The sequence below is a fragment of the Polaromonas sp. YR568 genome, assembly GCF_900116715.1.
GTDB lineage: Bacteria > Pseudomonadota > Gammaproteobacteria > Burkholderiales > Burkholderiaceae_C > Polaromonas.
In genome coordinates, this window is sequence record NZ_FPBM01000006.1 from 1 (window position 1) to 15444 (window position 15444).

General features: G+C 63.8%; 13 protein-coding genes and 1 pseudogene. 9 read left to right on the top strand and 5 right to left on the bottom strand.

Annotation, left to right across the window (positions count from 1 at the left end):
• A pseudogene (locus BM408_RS23055) lies at window positions 1–217 on the top strand (hypothetical protein); the annotation flags it as partial.
• Between the two features lie 34 nt (window positions 218–251).
• Here BM408_RS23055 and BM408_RS13620 read toward each other — a convergent pair.
• Complete coding sequence (locus BM408_RS13620) at window positions 252–722, bottom strand: hypothetical protein (protein ID WP_092130419.1); 471 nt, start codon at window positions 720–722, stop codon at window positions 252–254.
• 210 nt (window positions 723–932) lie between these two features.
• Complete coding sequence (locus BM408_RS13625) at window positions 933–1763, bottom strand: urease accessory protein UreD (RefSeq protein ID WP_092130420.1); 831 nt, start codon at window positions 1761–1763, stop codon at window positions 933–935.
• 109 nt (window positions 1764–1872) lie between these two features.
• Here BM408_RS13625 and BM408_RS22745 point away from each other — a divergent pair, with 109 nt between their 5' ends.
• From BM408_RS22745 to BM408_RS13635, 3 genes are read left to right on the top strand one after another with little or no spacing between them, the layout of a single operon-like run.
• Window positions 1873–2376, top strand: coding sequence for a hypothetical protein (locus BM408_RS22745; protein WP_139237346.1), 504 nt, complete (start codon window positions 1873–1875; stop codon window positions 2374–2376).
• Window positions 2377–2435: 59 nt separating this feature from the next.
• Window positions 2436–2789, top strand: coding sequence for a hypothetical protein (locus tag BM408_RS13630; RefSeq protein ID WP_217649430.1), 354 nt, complete (start codon window positions 2436–2438; stop codon window positions 2787–2789).
• Window positions 2790–2849: 60 nt separating this feature from the next.
• Complete coding sequence (locus BM408_RS13635; RefSeq protein WP_092130422.1) at window positions 2850–3257, top strand: hypothetical protein; 408 nt, start codon at window positions 2850–2852, stop codon at window positions 3255–3257.
• 63 nt (window positions 3258–3320) lie between these two features.
• Here BM408_RS13635 and cphA (BM408_RS13640) read toward each other — a convergent pair whose 3' ends face one another.
• Together cphA (BM408_RS13640) and cphA (BM408_RS13645) are read right to left on the bottom strand one after the other, a co-directional pair.
• The gene (cphA, locus tag BM408_RS13640) at window positions 3321–5915 is read right to left on the bottom strand and encodes a cyanophycin synthetase (protein ID WP_092130423.1); all 2595 of its coding nucleotides are present in this window, start codon (window positions 5913–5915) and stop codon (window positions 3321–3323) included.
• The gene (gene cphA, locus BM408_RS13645) at window positions 5915–8128 is read right to left on the bottom strand and encodes a cyanophycin synthetase (protein ID WP_092130424.1); all 2214 of its coding nucleotides are present in this window, start codon (window positions 8126–8128) and stop codon (window positions 5915–5917) included. The genes cphA (BM408_RS13640) and cphA (BM408_RS13645) overlap by 1 nt, the downstream gene beginning before the upstream one ends.
• A gap of 328 nt (window positions 8129–8456) precedes the next feature.
• Here cphA (BM408_RS13645) and BM408_RS13650 point away from each other — a divergent pair, with 328 nt between their 5' ends.
• Entirely contained in the window at window positions 8457–10814 is a 2358-nt protein-coding gene (locus tag BM408_RS13650; protein WP_092130425.1) for a cyanophycin metabolism-associated ABC transporter, read from the top strand.
• 14 nt (window positions 10815–10828) lie between these two features.
• Window positions 10829–11311, top strand: a complete 483-nt coding sequence (locus tag BM408_RS13655; protein ID WP_092130426.1) for a cyanophycin metabolism-associated DUF1854 family protein — start codon at window positions 10829–10831, stop codon at window positions 11309–11311.
• Window positions 11312–11679: 368 nt separating this feature from the next.
• Here BM408_RS13655 and yiaA read toward each other — a convergent pair whose 3' ends face one another.
• Window positions 11680–12120 (bottom strand): inner membrane protein YiaA, encoded by a 441-nt coding sequence (gene yiaA, locus BM408_RS13665; RefSeq protein WP_092130427.1) that lies wholly within the window; start codon window positions 12118–12120, stop codon window positions 11680–11682.
• Between the two features lie 186 nt (window positions 12121–12306).
• Here yiaA and BM408_RS13670 point away from each other — a divergent pair, with 186 nt between their 5' ends.
• From BM408_RS13670 to BM408_RS13680, 3 genes are all read left to right on the top strand, one after another.
• Window positions 12307–13461, top strand: a complete 1155-nt coding sequence (locus BM408_RS13670) for an ABC transporter substrate-binding protein (RefSeq protein WP_175541790.1) — start codon at window positions 12307–12309, stop codon at window positions 13459–13461.
• Window positions 13462–13647: 186 nt separating this feature from the next.
• Window positions 13648–14604, top strand: coding sequence for a dihydrodipicolinate synthase family protein (locus tag BM408_RS13675; protein WP_092130429.1), 957 nt, complete (start codon window positions 13648–13650; stop codon window positions 14602–14604).
• A 14-nt stretch (window positions 14605–14618) separates the two neighbouring features.
• The gene (locus BM408_RS13680; protein WP_092130430.1) at window positions 14619–15425 is read left to right on the top strand and encodes an aspartate dehydrogenase; all 807 of its coding nucleotides are present in this window, start codon (window positions 14619–14621) and stop codon (window positions 15423–15425) included.
• Window positions 15426–15444 lie beyond the last annotated feature (19 nt).

Here is a 15444-nt window from a genome sequence, read left to right on the forward strand (position 1 = left end):
AGCGCAGGGGACGCAGACAGTAGGGTCGCCTTTTCTTTGCTTACTTTCTTTTGGCGAAGCAAAAGAAAGTGAGTTGCATGCCGGGCAACCCCCGGCCAGCTGCTCCCAGCAAAAAGCGCAAAGGCCGAACAAGACCGGCCTAAACAAGCCCGATGTTGCGGCCCACAAAAGAAGTGGGCCGCAAGCGGCCCACCTTTGCTTCTGCTTCATCCGGTGAATTCATCAAACCCCGGCGGAGCGAGTGGCAACTGTTATTGCGGTGCGGGGATCACCACAATGTCTGACGAGGTCTGCGGCTGCACGCGCACCGTGGTGGCGCCTGGCGGCACAACAACTGTTTCTACCTGGCGGATCGCGCCGCCACCGGCAACGCTGCCTTCGGTCTTGCCATAACCCACGATGCGGGCCTGGCAGGCAACCTGTTCTTCGCCCTTGAAGACATCGCAACGCTTCAAGGCGTTGGCGGCGAATTCGCCATTGGCGTTGTCTACCTGGCCGGCGCGTTTGGCGGCGTTGGCGTTTTTGACTTCGGTCATGCAGGTATCGCGGTCTTGCTGGGTGCGGCCTGTCAGGCAGGCATTCATTTCGCTTTTGGCATTGCCGGTGGCGTCAATGCCGGTGGTGCCGGCGGCGATCTGGGCCGTGGCGGCTACAGACAGCAAGGCGGCAATACCGAAAAACGCTGCGCTTTTGGCAAGGCGGAAATTGTGGGCTGAAATCATGGTCAAACTCCTTGATCGAACTCGACGTATGTCGATGAATGGAGTCTGGCCCGGGGCTTAAGACCGACATGAAAGGAAATACTCCGGACGGGCCGTGCCCAATGCCCATTAGCCTGTAGGACAGGTCTTTCACGGGTATGGTCCCGCCTCAGGCTACGCTGGGGATAGAAGGCGTACTGGATGAATATCCATTGCGTTCAGATCAGACATTCATGTCGACCAGAGCCGCGGCGTGGAGGGCGCGAGCTGCCACAGCTCTTTGCGCCAGGCCTGCCAGACCTGCCGCAGCAATGCCATGGCCGGCTCGACCACAGGCGACAGCACCCGCACGACGACGACCTGTGCATCCGGGCTGGTCGCGCCGGCCGTGGGGCTCAGGCTGTGGGCGCCCATCACTTCGCGTGCGCAGTCCAGCGCCAGTTGCCTGCGGTTGCGCTCGAGCTTGCTGCCCGTCACAAAAAACAGCGACGCGATGCAGCGGTGGCCCGCCATGCCCAGCGGGCTGTCCATCAGCAGGGTGTCGCCGGCGGCCAGCTGGGCGCGCTCCAGCCATACGCCGGGCATTTCTATGTGCTGGCGGAAACTGCCGCCCTTAAAAGGCTGGCCGGCGGCCGGCAAACCCAGCGCGGTGATGTCCCAGCCAATCAGCTCCGCGCCCGGCGCCAGCGTCATGGTGAGTCGGTTTTCGGCCAGGCAGCCGCTGTAGCAAATCGCTTCAAGCGGCAACCATTCCATGCGCGCGCCGGCTTCTAATGTGAGGCGGGTGTTTTGCAGGGCTGGCTCGCCGGTCGAGCGGTAAAAGCGAGTGGCGCCCGGCGTTGTGATCAGGCCGTGCGAGCCGGCGGCAGCGCTAAAGGCCAGCTCCAGCGTGTCGCCACCGACCAGCCCGCCGGGCGGGTGCACGATGACGTTGTGGCAGATGGCGTCGCCTTCAGGGTAGAGGCTTTGCAGGATGCGCAGCGGCCCGCTATGGCGAAAGTGGGCAAGGGTCTTGCCGGCCTGGAGGGTGTAGTCGAGTGCGAGGGTCGCGGTCCAGGTCATTCGGCGAGTTTAACGTGAGGTGCTAATGGGTGGTGTAGTCGTCGGAACATTGTCGCGCTGCATAGTGCTGTAGGGGCTGCGATTTTGTAAGTGTCCAAGCCCCTCCAATATGATCGCGGATCTTCAACGTTACCTTCTGATCATGGAACCGCTTCGCTCTATTACCGAACGCCTGGCCGCTAAAGCGGTGAGCAGGCTATCGCGCATGCCAACGGAATTTGGGCGGAGTAACTACGGCGTGCTGTACTTCAAGTGGCAATCACCGTGCCCCGAGATTGATGCGTTGTGGGTATCCGTTCAACCGACTGAGGTGACGTTGAGTTGCAGAATTTCGCACACTCATTTTTCGGCGACTCGCTACCACCATGAATCGCTCACTCGTCTGAAACTCAAGCGTCGTATCGTTCACGACGGTTTCAGAGAAGTCTCAAGATTTTTGGACGGAGAAGTCGCCGCGACGATCTCATATGATGCTCAAGGAAAAGTGCATAGCTACGGTTGGTGTGACAAAAGTCAGCTGCATTCATCGATGGAATATCTCCGTAAGGTATTTGGAGCGGATATGTCAGAGCGTGCCTGGAACTGGGACGGGGAGGTAAATGTCTCTAGCTAGGCCTTTCCCGCGAACCAGGCTTGCGCGGCCATTCTGCGCAAACCCCGGGTGGCACAATCTTGAAGATGAAGGAAACGATCACACTATTTCGTCCAACCGGCCCGGAAGAGCTTGAGCTTGTGAAGCGGAGTGGCTACAAGAAGTGGCCGCCGCGATTGCCGGAGCAGCCGATCTTCTACCCTGTGACAAACGAACAGTACGCGGTCGAGATCGCCAGAGACTGGAATGTTCCCGCCAGCGGCTACGGCTGTGTGACCCGGTTCGAGGTGCGGAGCGAGTTCATGGCGCGCTACAAGATCGAGAAAGTGGGCGGGGCGCACCATACGGAGTGGTGGGTTCCTGCGGAGGAGCTTGAAGCGCTCAATGAGAACATTGTGGGTCTCATTGAGGTTGTACGAGAGTTTAAGGCATGAGCGTGGCGGGCAAGCCTGGGTTCCCGGCTCAGTCACCGATGAGCTTCTCGTTGGGTTGATATGGAAACGTATTCGATTTTTCTCATTGGCGGCACGGACGATGAGCGCGCAACATTGGTTGAAGACGAGATTGGTGACAACTGCAACTTGAAGCTTGTTTGGCGAAATCGGGAGTCCACGGCCAGTGCCGAGGACTTCTTTGAAGCGCTTTGTGCGATCCGGCTTCAGCTTGAGGCGGAGGGCCTTTTGCTTTTTTGTTACGGCGCGAGCTTGAATGTCTATCCGTCAGGCATGGCCAGAAGCATGGCAGGCGGGAAGGTGGCTTACAAGATGCAAGCCGGAAAGCACGTCACAACCGCGGATCTGGTGGACATCTTTTCAGAAGGGCCGGATGTCATCCCCGCAACTGTCAAGCAGCAGCGGGAATACTTCGAGGAATGGGTGTCGAGTGACCGTGTAAAACCTTAAGGCGCGCTGAATTTGGTTTTCAACCGTAAGCTGGCGCAGGCTGAACTTGGTCCCGTCACCTGCTCAGTGCACAACCTTCTCTTTGGCGTCCTTCACCCGCGCCGCCAAATGATCCAGCGCCTCCTGCACCTGATCAACCAGGATCAGGCAAAGATCACCAGGCGACAGGCGTGAGAGCGCGGTGTCGATGGCCAGGAATTCGCCGCGTATCTCGTCGATCTGTTTTGTGCGGCGGGCTTTGTCGAGGCCTTCGCGCAGCAGCGCCATCACTTCACCATCAGCACGGCCACGCTGGGCGGCGTCCTGGTAGAGGATGACGTCGTCGAATGCGCCGCCCAGGATGATTGTCTGGTCGCGGATGTCGCTGTCGCGGCGGTCGCCGGCGCCGCTGATGACCACGCTGCGGCGCTGGCCGGGCGTGGCGGGCATGGCGTCCACGGCGGACACCAAGGCGCGCATGGCGTCGGGGTTGTGGCCGTAGTCGGCGATCACGGTGGCGCCCTTGTAGTCCATGACGTTGAAGCGGCCGGGCGCGTTGTGCGCGTCGTTCACAAAGCTGGAGAGGCCGCGCTTGATGGTGTCCCAGTTGAGGCCTGCGCCCCAGGCGGCGGCCACGGCGGCCATGACGTTTTCAACCTGGAAGCTGATGGTGCCGCCGCGCGTGACAGGCACACCTTGCAGCGGAATGCGCTCGACCCACGCACCTTCGGCGGCGACCAGCATGGCGCCGTCGACATACACCGTGCGCTTGCCTTGCGCGCGGTGCGTGGCCATGAGCGGGTGGTGCCGGTCGGCAGCGAAATAGATCACCTTGCCGGGGCAGGTGGCGGCCATGTCGGCCACGATGGGGTCGGCGGCATTGAGCACCGCGTAGCCGGTGGTCGAGACGTTCTGCACGATCACGCGCTTGAGCACGGCGAGGTCTTCCACCGTGGTGATGTAGTTCAGGCCCAGGTGATCGCCGCTGCCGATGTTGGTGACGACGGCGACTTCGCAGCGGTCAAAGCCCAGGCCTTCGCGTAGCACGCCGCCGCGGGCGATCTCGAACACGGCCGCGTCGACGTCGGGGTGCATCAGCACATTGCGCGCGCTCTTGGGGCCGCTGCAGTCGCCGCTGTCGGTTTGCCGGCCGTTGATGTAGACGCCGTCGGTGTTGGTCATGCCGGTGCGCAGGCCGTCGGCGGCCATCAGGTGGGCGATCAGGCGGGTGGTGGTGGTTTTGCCGTTGGTGCCGGTCACGGCGATCACCGGCACGCGGCCGTTGTCGCCGGGGGCGAAGAGCTCGTCGATCGTCGCCACGCCCACGGCACGGCCTTTGCCATACGAAGGTGACAGGTGCATGCGAAGGCCGGGCGCGGCGTTGACTTCAACGACGCCGCCGCTTTGCGACTCGAGCGGGCGCAGCATGCTCTCGCACACCACGTCGACGCCGCAGATATGCAGGCCGACCATTTGCGCGGCCGCCACGGCGCGCGCGGCCACGGCAGGGTGCACGTCGTCGGTCACGTCGGTGGCGGTGCCGCCGGTGCTGAGGTTGGCGTTGTTGCGCAGGATGACGCGGCGGCCCTTGGCGGGAATGGAGTCGGGCGTGAGCTCCTGCACTTCCAGCCGCGCCACGGCGATGTCGTCAAAGCGGATCTTGGTGAGCGAGGTGGCATGGCCTTCGCCGCGTTTGGGGTCCTGGTTGACGATGTCGACCAGCTCACGCACGGTGTGCAGGCCGTCGCCCACCACCTGCGGCGGCTCGCGCCGCGAGGCGGCCACCAGCTTGTTGCCCACCACCAGCAGGCGGAAGTCGCTGCCGGGCAGGAATTTTTCGACCATGACGTCGCCGTATTCGGCGGCGGCTTTGTAGGCGACGTTCAGGTGCTCGCGCGTCATGATGTTGACGGTGACGCCCTTGCCCTGGTTACCGTCCAGTGGTTTCACGACCGCTGGCAAACCCACTTCCAGAGCTGCGGCCCAGCCATCGTCCGGGTCTGTCACCGGGCGGCCCAGCGGCACAGGCACGCCGGCGGCGCGCAGCAGCTTTTTGGTGAGATCTTTGTCTTGTGCGATGGACTCGGCCACGGCACTGGTGGCGTCGAGCTCGGCGGCCTGGATGCGGCGTTGTTTGGAGCCCCAACCGAACTGCACCATGCTGCCCTTGGTCAGGCGGCGGTAGGGAATGCCGCGCGCCACAGCGGCGTCGACAATCGCGCCGGTGCTAGGGCCCAGGCGCTCGTCTTCATCAAGGTCGCGCAGCTGCGCAATCGCGGCGTCCAGATCAAAAGCGGTGTCGCGCAGCGCGGCGTGGATCAGGGCCTGGGCCAGCTCGAAGGCCAGCCGGCCTACGGTTTCTTCGCTGTACTCGACCACTACCTGGTAGGTGCCTGCCTCGACGGTAGAGGCGGTGTGGCTGAAGGTGATGGGGCAACCGGCAGCAGTTTGCAGCGCCAGCGCGGCGGCTTCAAGCACATGGGCGAGTGAGACGGGGCCTGCGTGGCCGGTTTGCCGGAAGGCGCCCATCTCGGGGAACAGCGAGCGCACGCGCGGCTCGAAACCGGGCAGGCCGGCGATGTTGCATTCGACCGGGGTGCAGGCCACGATGGCTTCAAGGGCCGTGTGGCGGCTCCAGAGATTGGGACCGCGCAGAGCACGGATACGGGACACTTCCATTATTCGGCACTCCCGGCGTTCTTAGGGGTGGTTTCAAAGGCTTCCATGCCGGCGCCTATCAAGTTCAAAGGGATGCCCAGCGCCCAGGCGGCGCCCACGGCGGCCAGCAGCGCGCCTTCCGTCAGGCCGCGGCGTTCACGCCAGGCAGTGAGCTTGCCCAGGCCGGGCAAAAAGGCTTCGCTGGCGCCGGTGGCCAGCACCACCTGGTTTTGCCGGATGTAGAGCGCGCGGCCGCCCTTGGCGCAGTGCGCCGCGATGGCGGGGGTTTTGGGGTCTGTGCTGTAGAAGATGACTTCGCCGTCGCAGAGTTCTTCCATCTCCACAATGCGTGCGTCGCCGGCGTTGAGCACAGCCGCGCCGCTGGGCAGCACCACGTCGACCTGTGAGCGCATGACCTTGTACATCTGGTCGTCTTCGGTGATGTCGAATTCGGCCAGCTTGTCTGCGCCGTCCAGGTCGGTGACCACACCCACCTGGCATTTGTCGTAGGGCAGGCCGCTGCGCAGAATCGTGTCGGCGCTGTTTTCAAAAACGGCGGCCTGCACGGCGCGGTTGATGAGCAGGCGCTGGCCGGCTTCCCAGTTCGTGCAGTCGGCCGCGTCCACGCAGCGCTGGTCCAGAAAAAGGCCGGCCTGGCAGGCCAGGCCGGTGTGCCGGCCCGACAGGTGCAGCAGCCAGGCCACCAGCCGCGCCACGCGCTCGTTGCCGGTGGAGCCGGCGATTCCGACGATGGGGATGCGGCCATCCTGGGTGCGGCCGTCGTCGTTTGTTGCGGGAAAGAGGTGGTCGCAGATGGCGCGGCCCACGGGGCGTGGCGCGCCTTCGGCGGGCTTGAGGTGCATCAGCAGGCCCGGGCCGGCGTTGACTTCAACAATCGCGCCGCCTTGCTCGTGCAGCGGGCGCGAGATGTCTTGCGCTACCACGTCGACACCGGCGATATCGAGGCCCACCACGCGCGCGGCCAGCGACACGATGTGGTCGACCTCGGGGTGAACCTGGTCGGTGCAGTCAATGGCTACGTTGCCGTTGCGCTGGATCAGCACTTCGCGCCCGGCGGCCGGTACGGCGTCGGGGGTCAGGCCCTGGCGCTGCAGATCCAGCACCACGGCGCCGTCTTCGGCGGTTTCGATGCGGCCCAGCGGAAAGTCTTCGCCATTGCCGCGGCGTGGGTCGGTGTTGAGTTGGGCATCGACCAGCTGGGTGACGGTGGAGACACCATCGCCGGTGACGCAGGCGGTTTCGCCGCGTGCGGCGGCCACCACACGGCCGCCCACCACCAGCAGGCGGTGCTCGTGGCCGCGCACAAAGCGCTCGACCATGACCTCGCTGCCGTGCCGTGCCGCCATTTCAAACGCGGCATGCACTTCTTCGCGTGTTTTCAGGTCCAGCGAAACGCCGCGGCCGTGGTTGCCGTCAGAAGGCTTGACGACCACCGGCAGGCCGATATCTTCGGCCGCTTCCCAGGCTTCATCTGCCGTATTGGCGATTTCGCCTTCGGGCACTGGCACGCCGCAGGTGGCCAGCAGGCTTTTGGTCAGGTCCTTGTCGTGGGCAATGCCTTCGGCAATCGCGCTGGTGAGGTCGGTTTCGGCCGTCCAGATGCGGCGCTGGCTGGCGCCGTAGCCCAGTTGCACCAGGTTGCCGTCGTTCAGGCGGATGTGGGGAATGCGGCGATCGGTCGCCGCGGCCACGATGGACGCCGTGCTGGGCCCGAGGTAGCAGTCGTCGATCTTGGCGCGGATTTTTTCAACCGAGGCCTGTACGTCGGCCTGACCGTAAGGCGTGCCGTTGATGGCGGCCATCAACAGCTGGTGGCCCTCGGCCAGCGCGGTGCGGGCGACCTGCTCGTCGCGCGCGCGGAACACCATGCGGTAGACGCCGCGCCTGGAGGTGCTGCGCGTCTGGCCGAAGCCGGTGGGCATGTCGGAGAGGTTGAGCAGCTCGATCACCACGTGCTCGAGCACGTGGCCCGACCAGGTGCCTTCCAGCAGGCGCTGGATGAAACCGCCGCGCTCGCCGACGCCGCAGTGGTGTTCGACCAGGGCGGGCAGCAGGGCGACCAGGCGGTCGTTGAAGCCGGGGAGCAGGTTGGAGGGAAAGTCTTCGAGCTTGCCGAGGTCCAGCCAGACCTCAAGCACGGCCCGGTACGTCCAGATGTTGGGTCCGCGCAGGTAGTTGATGCGCAGAAGCTTGATGTCGTCCTGTAGGCTCATTGTTCGCAACATGGTCGGCTGGGCAGGCGGCCGCACCCGTCGGTGCAAGACCTGGCCGCCCGGCCGATGAATTTCAGTGTGGGGCCTGTGAAGGCTCCGGTGGATCCCCGTTGTGTCTCGTTATGTATTTGTTCTTATTGCGAACGGGCCCGTCGCCCAAGGGGCCGATACCGCCGGTTTCGCCAATTTCAGGGGTCGAAAGGTCAAACTCTGTCGTTCCTGGCCGCATTCGGCGAAAATCCCCTGTTCGGGTTCCCCACGCGCGACGACCAAGACCTGCGAAAACCCAGCCGCGCCAGATGCGGGACGCCAAGAATTCACCAACACAATGCAACACAAACACCCGGCAGACGACTCCAGCCTTACCGACCCCGCTTTGGCGGGGCTTCGCTCACAACTTGCAACCGGAGAAAACGTTCTATGTACGCTTACGGTTGACCTGGACAGCCAACTTCGTTTTGCCCAGGGCCTGCTGGCCCTGACCGACCGCCAGCTGTTGGCCCGCGACCCGGCCGGCCAATGGACGCGCTGGCCCACAGTTGACCTGGCCGGCGCCCCGCTGGCGGGCCTGTCGCTGCGCCATTTCGACCATGCCGGCGTCGGTACGCTGGAGCTGCACGAGGCCGGCCGCCGGCTGGCCGGATGGCGGTTTACCCTGGGCGCCAATGTGCAGGCGCTGCGCCTGGTGCGCCTGTTTGCCCAGCACCAAATGCAGGGCCAAGCCCAGGGCGTGGCCGGGGCCGAGGCCCTGTTGCCCGACGACACGGCGCTGTGCCCCGACTGCGACCTGCCGCTGCCGCCCGACAGCGAGGAATGCCCGGCCTGCGCCCGCGAGCTGCACACCCCGCCTTCCACCTGGGTGCTGCTGCGGCTCTGGCGTTTTGCCCACCCCTACCGCCACCAGTTGCTGGCCGGGTTTCTACTGACTTTGGCCTCCACGGCGGCCACGCTGGTGCCGCCCTACCTCACCATTCCGCTGATGGACGACATCCTGATTCCGTTCCAGAACGGCCAGCAGATTGAGCCCTGGAAGGTCGGCGCATTGCTGGGCGGCCTGCTGGGCGCGGCCTTGCTGGGCTGGGCGCTGAACTGGGCGCGCACCTATTTGCTGGCCCTGGTGTCCGAACGCATAGGCGCCGACCTGCGCACCGCCACCTTCGACCACCTGCTGGAGCTGTCGCTGGACTACTTCGGCGGCAAGCGCACCGGCGACCTGATGTCGCGCATCGGCTCTGAAACCGACCGCATCTGCGTGTTTTTGTCGCTGCATGCGCTGGACTTCGCCACCGATGTGCTGATGATCGTGATGACCGCGGTCATCCTGTTTTCCATCAACCCCTGGCTGGCGGTGGTGACCTTGCTGCCCCTGCCTTTTATCGCCTGGATGATCCACGTGGTGCGCGACAAGCTGCGCACCGGTTTTGAAAAGATAGACCGCGTCTGGTCGGACGTGACCAATGTGCTGGCCGACACCATCCCCGGCATCCGCGTGGTGAAAGCCTTTGCCCAGGAAAAGCGCGAAGCCCAGCGTTTTCGCGAAGTCAACCAGTACAACCTGGTCGTCAACGACAAGCTCAACAAGACCTGGTCGCTGTTCACGCCCACCGTCTCGTTGCTGACGGAAGTGGGCCTGCTGGTGGTATGGGCATTCGGCATCTGGCTGGTCTCGCGCCAGCAGATCACCGTGGGCGTGCTGACGGCTTTTATTGCCTACATCGGCCGTTTTTATGGCCGGCTCGATTCCATGAGCCGCATCGTCTCGGTCACGCAAAAGGCCGCCGCCGGCGCCAAGCGCATCTTTGACATCCTGGACCACGTCTCCAACGTGCCCGAAACCGCCAACCCGGTGAAGATTGAAGCGCTCGAAGGCCGCATCGACATGAAGAACCTGGGTTTCCGTTATGGCAACCGCTCGGTGATACGCGGGCTGGACTTGCAGATACAGCCCGGCGAAATGATAGGCCTGGTGGGTCACAGCGGCTCGGGCAAGAGCACGCTGGTGAATCTGATCTGCCGCTTTTACGACGTGAGCGACGGCTCCATCAGCGTGGACGGCACCGACATCCGCCGCTTTGGCGTGGCCGATTACCGCCGCCACATCGGCCTGGTGTTGCAGGAACCTTTCCTCTTCTTCGGCACGATTGCCGAGAACATCGCCTACGGCAAGCCCGGCGCCACGCGCGCCGAGATCGTGGCGGCCGCGCGCGCCGCCCACGCGCATGAATTCATCCTGCGCCTGCCTCAGGGTTATGACTCGCTGGTGGGCGAGCGCGGCCAGGGCCTGTCGGGCGGCGAGCGCCAGCGCATCTCGATCGCACGCGCGCTGCTGATCGACCCGCGCATCCTGATCCTGGACGAAGCCACCTCGTCGGTGGACACCGAGACCGAAAAGGAAATCCAGCGCGCGCTCGACAATCTGGTGAAAGGCCGTACCACGATTGCGATTGCCCACCGCCTTTCCACCCTGCGCAAGGCCGATCGCCTGGTGGTGATGGACCGCGGCCAGGTGGTTGAAGTGGGCCCGCATGACGAGCTGATGGCCCAGCAGGGCGCGTATTGGCGGCTCTATGAAGCCCAGGCGCGCCAGGTCGACAACGAAGAGGGTGGCCAGGAAGCCGAGGAGCGCCGCATCGCGCTGGCCACCTCGCAACTGGCCCACACCGCCCAGCACGCGGGCAACGCGTGAGCGCAGGACTTCAAATGACAGCTATTTCTTCTCTCTCAAGCATTGACCTGGCGCGCGACGCTTCGGGCCGCCTGGTGTTTACCGATGCGGGTGGCCAGGTGCATGCCGGCGTGGTGCCGGTGCGGGCCTTTCCCATCGCCGCGCCCGACGAAGGCGTTTCACTGGTCAATACCGAAGGCCATGAAGTCGCCTGGATAGACCAGCTTCAGGCCGTGCCTGACGCGGCGCGGACCTTGCTGCAGGAAGAGCTTGCGCTGCGGGATTTTGTGCCTGAAGTTACGCGGCTCAAGAGTGTGTCCAGCTTCGGCACGCCCAGTGTGTGGACTGTGGAGACCGATCGTGGGGAGACTTCTTTCATCCTTCGCGGTGAGGAAGATATTCGCCGGCTTGGGCGGGTGGGGTTGCTGATTGCTGGTAGCCAGGGGGTGCAGTACAGCGTGCGGGATATGACTGCTTTGGATCGGGCTTCCCGGCGGTTGTTGGAGCGGTTTCTTTAGGCCGGGTCTTGCTCCGGCCTGTGCGCTTTTTGTTGCGGGTGGCTGGCCGGGGTCGCCCGGCGGCGACTCACTTTCTTTTGCTTCGCCAAAAGAAAGTAAGCAAAGAAAAGGCGACCCTGCTGTCTGCGTCCCTTCGCTTCGCTACGGGCAGCCTGCGGTGCTCGGTCCAGACGGGGTCAAAAACAACTCGCTTTGCTCAAACAAGTTTTTGCCCTGATCCGTCTGGCCCTGTGCTCCTCGGCGCAGACAGAAGGGGCAATCGGGAGCGGGGATCGAAGACAAATACCAAACCCCAATACAACAAGGACTCCTCTTGGCGAGTCCTTGTTTTTTCGGCAAATGCTGGGCTTGCCGGTTTGAGCCAGGTCTTACGAGTTGCCGGTCACTGTGTCGGGTGACGACGAGCGCCTGTCGAGGGCCTGGATGTCGCGCACATTTTTCTGGACGGCTACGGCACCAAAAAGGCTGAGCAGGAATGCCATTGCGTAGAAGCCTTTTTCTGTGTACGGCAGCGCCGCATTCCACAGACCGATCAACAGCAGCAGCAAGACGATGGATACGGAGACCCAGCAGAGGCCGTAGTAGATGGCGGTGACGGGGATGGATTCCATGCGGTCGCGGACGGACTTTTGCAGCGAGATGGCGGAAAAGAGGCCGTACATGAGCAGGATGAAGTAATAGCCTTTCTCGCTGGCCTGCATGTTCGCGTTCCACAGGCCGACGGAGAAGACCAGGCCGCCCAGCAGCAGGGCGATCCACGAGACGGCGATGAATGCCCCGGTGGGGCGTTGGGCGGTGATAGTGGACACGTGGTTTCCCTCCTTGTGTTGTCTTGGTATCCGCACTGTAACAAAAGTGCTTTTCACCGCAATACCGGTCGATTTGCGGCGTTGTTACTGTCAATGGCGGCTGAACAATCGTTCAGAAAAAGTCGCTTGTGACGGGATGGGGGCAGGGCTGTAATCGGTTCTCCGATGAACCCGAACCCACCCGCCATGACTACTGCCGCACTCAAACCGCCGTCCCGCCGCCTTCTGGATTCTTTGCTTGCGATCGCCGTGCTGGCTTTGTGCATGCCGCTCTCGCAGGCGCAAACCAGGGCCGGCCAGCCCGATATCCTGCTGGGTCAATCCATCGATCTTTCGGGGCCTGAAGCCAAGCTCGGCCGGGAGGTGGTGCGCGGCATGAACCTGTATTTCGACAGCGTCAATGCCGCAGGCGGCGTCAATGGCCGCAAGATCAAGCTGCAAACATTGGACGATGCCTACAACGTCGACAAGGCGGGGGCCAACGTTGCGCAGCTGCGCGACACACCCGGCTTGCTGGCCCTGATCACCCCTTTGGGTACAACCACCACCGTGCGCGTGGCCAAGGAGGCCGGTGATGTGCCGGTGCTGTTTCCCCTCACGGGCACGGCCGGCATACGCACCGCGGCCATGGCCAACACCTGGTTTCTGCGCGCAACCTATGCGGAGGAAGTCCAGCGCATCGCCGACCACAGCCAGACCCTGGGCATGAAGCGCCTGGCCATCATCCATTCGGAAGACCCGTTCGGCAAACCCGGCATGGCGGCGTTTGAAAAAGCGCTGGCCACCCACCAGCTCAAGCCGCATGCGGTCGGCAAAGTGGCCGACTTTCGCACCAAGGACGTAGCCGCCGCGGTGAAGGCCGTGGCAGATTCCAAGCCGGATGCCGTGCTCGTCTACTTGCCCGCCACCTTTCCCGACGTGGTGCTGGCGCTGCGTGAAGCCGGCATGCAGGCGCCGGTTTATGGCATCTCGGTGGCGCTGACGCCGGAAAACCTTGAAAGACTGGGCCCCCAGGGCCGGGGGCTGATGTTCACCCAGGTTGTGCCGCCTTACGGCAACCGGAAATTCCGCCTGGCGCGCGAATACATGGCGCAACTGGAGGCCCGAAAGATGGAGCCCAGCTTTGGCAGCATGGAGGGTTACCTCAATGCCAAAGTCGCCACCGAGGCGCTGCGCAGGGCCGGCGCCGACGTTGACCGTGTCAAGCTGCGCCGAGCGCTGGAGAGCCTGGCGCCCTACGACGCGGGCGACCTGCAGGTCCAGTTTGACGCCGCGACGCGTTCGGGCAGCAAATTTGTACAAATTGGCATCATTGACCGGGCAGGCCAGTTGTTGAACTGACAGAGGCCTTCATCCAGCCGCGCACTCTCAAGCAGAGCTGAAGAATCCTTCAATAAAAGTCGCTTGTTGCCGGAGCGGGTGGCGGCTCTAATCCACCTGTTACATGCCTTGTGAAGAGCCCTGTCCATGAATTCCGCCGGTCGCCGGCGAGGCATACAGCCATTCTGATTTTTTTGAAAACAAACCATGAAATACCGCAAATACGAAGCCAAAGACTACGCCCGCCAGAATTTCCGCGGCGTCTGGGCCGCCACGGCCACACCCTTCAAGGAAGACCTGTCGCTGGACGAAGACGGCTTTCGCAAGAACCTGCGGCATTGGGCGCAGACGCTCAAGCTGGGCGGCCTCTTTGTCAACGGCAAGCAGGGCGAGTTTTTCTCGATGTCGGTGCCCGAACGCAAGCGCACCTTCGAGCTGGCGGTGGAAGGCGCTTTCGGCCATTGCGGCGTGGTGACGTCCTGCTCGGACACCAACCTTGACGTGGTGCTGGACCTGGCCCGGCATTCGCAAAACATAGGCGCCGACTACATCGTGGTGCACAGCCCGGTGCTGCACTTTCATCACAATGCCGAAGCCACCGTGTACGAGTACTACCGCCACCTGAGCGAGCAGCTGGACATCGGCATCGCGCTGTGGAACCACCCGGACTGCGGCTACATCATGAGCCCCGAGCTGTGCGCGCGCATCGCCGAGCTGCCCAACATCGTCGCGATGAAGTACAGCGTGGACCGCGCCATGTACAAAAAACTCACCGAGCTGGCCGGCGACAAGATCCTCGTCAGCACCGCGTCTGAAGAAGAGTGGCTGGACAACATCATCGAGCTGGGCTGGCGCCTGTACCTCTGCTCGACACCGCCTTTCCTCTTGCAAACCGCCGTGGACCAGCGCATCAATGAATACACCCGCCTGGCTTTTGAAGGCAAACACGCCGAGGCCCGCGCGGTGCGCGACAGCCTGGAGCCGGCCCGCGCGGCCTTTCGCTCGGCCCGGCCCAGCGGTACGCCGCAGGCCTACACCAAATACTGGATGGAGCTGCTCGGCCAGGTTGGCGGACCGGTGCGGCGCCCGCTGCTGAACCTAACCGAAGCCGAAAAGGCGGCCACGCGCGACGCGCTGGCCCGCAGCGGCCTGCGCCTTTCTTGACCGTACCGCGCGATATGACACAGGCAATTGCATTGATTGGCTACGGCGCGATCGGCCGGGCGGTTCACCGCCTGCTGCAGGCCCATGGCGAAGGGCAGGCCGTGGTGGTCGCCATCCTCGCGCGTGACCGGGAACGCGTGCTGGCGCAATCGCCGGAGGCTGAGCCCTTGCTGGTGAACAGCCACGCGGAACTGGTCGCGCGGCGCCCGGTGCTGGTGGTGGAGTGCGCCGGGCACCAGGCGGTGGACGACCATGCCGTTGCCACGCTCAAGGCCGGCCTTGATTTGCTGCTGGTGTCGGTTGGCGCACTGGCCGATGCGGCGCGCGAGCAATCGCTGGTGGCCGCTGCCCGCAGCGCCGGCAAACGCCTCATCCTGCCCAGCGGCGCGATAGGCGGTATTGACTGGCTGGCCGCTGCCCGCACTGCGGGCTTGAGCCGCGTCACCTACCGCTCGCGCAAGCCGCCACAGGCCTGGGCCGGCAGTGCGGCTGAGAAGCTGCTTGACCTGCCATCGCTCAAAGACGCGACCACGTTTTTCCGCGGCTCGGCGCGCGAAGCGGCCCTGATGTACCCGCGCAATGCCAATGTGGCGGCCACGGTGGCGCTGGCCACGCTGGGCTTTGACCGCACGCAGGTGGAACTCATGGCCGACCCCGGCGCCGAAGGCAATGTGCATGAAATCGAGGCCGAAGGTGAAGGCGGCAGCATGGCTACGCGCCTGGTGGGCCGGCCCGACCCGGACAACCCGCGCACTTCTGTGATGACGGCGCACAGTGTGGTGCGCTGCATCCTCAACCAGACCGCCACTGTGGTGATGTGACGCCAGAATCCAGAGACAA

Excerpts from the sequence above, each read along its gene's own strand:
- BM408_RS13625 (WP_092130420.1), bottom strand. The coding sequence starts at position 1,763 with ATGACCTGGACCGCGACCCTCGCACTCGACTACACCCTCCAGGCCGGC.
- BM408_RS13670 (WP_175541790.1), top strand. The coding sequence starts at position 12,307 with ATGACTACTGCCGCACTCAAACCGCCGTCCCGCCGCCTTCTGGATTCT.
- BM408_RS22745 (WP_139237346.1), top strand. The coding sequence starts at position 1,873 with ATGATCGCGGATCTTCAACGTTACCTTCTGATCATGGAACCGCTTCGC.
- cphA (WP_092130423.1), bottom strand. The coding sequence starts at position 5,915 with ATGGAAGTGTCCCGTATCCGTGCTCTGCGCGGTCCCAATCTCTGGAGC.
- BM408_RS13620 (WP_092130419.1), bottom strand. The coding sequence starts at position 722 with ATGATTTCAGCCCACAATTTCCGCCTTGCCAAAAGCGCAGCGTTTTTC.
- BM408_RS13635 (WP_092130422.1), top strand. The coding sequence starts at position 2,850 with ATGGAAACGTATTCGATTTTTCTCATTGGCGGCACGGACGATGAGCGC.
- BM408_RS13675 (WP_092130429.1), top strand. The coding sequence starts at position 13,648 with ATGAAATACCGCAAATACGAAGCCAAAGACTACGCCCGCCAGAATTTC.
- BM408_RS13680 (WP_092130430.1), top strand. The coding sequence starts at position 14,619 with ATGACACAGGCAATTGCATTGATTGGCTACGGCGCGATCGGCCGGGCG.
- BM408_RS13655 (WP_092130426.1), top strand. The coding sequence starts at position 10,829 with ATGACAGCTATTTCTTCTCTCTCAAGCATTGACCTGGCGCGCGACGCT.
- BM408_RS13650 (WP_092130425.1), top strand. The coding sequence starts at position 8,457 with ATGCAACACAAACACCCGGCAGACGACTCCAGCCTTACCGACCCCGCT.
- cphA (WP_092130424.1), bottom strand. The coding sequence starts at position 8,128 with ATGAGCCTACAGGACGACATCAAGCTTCTGCGCATCAACTACCTGCGC.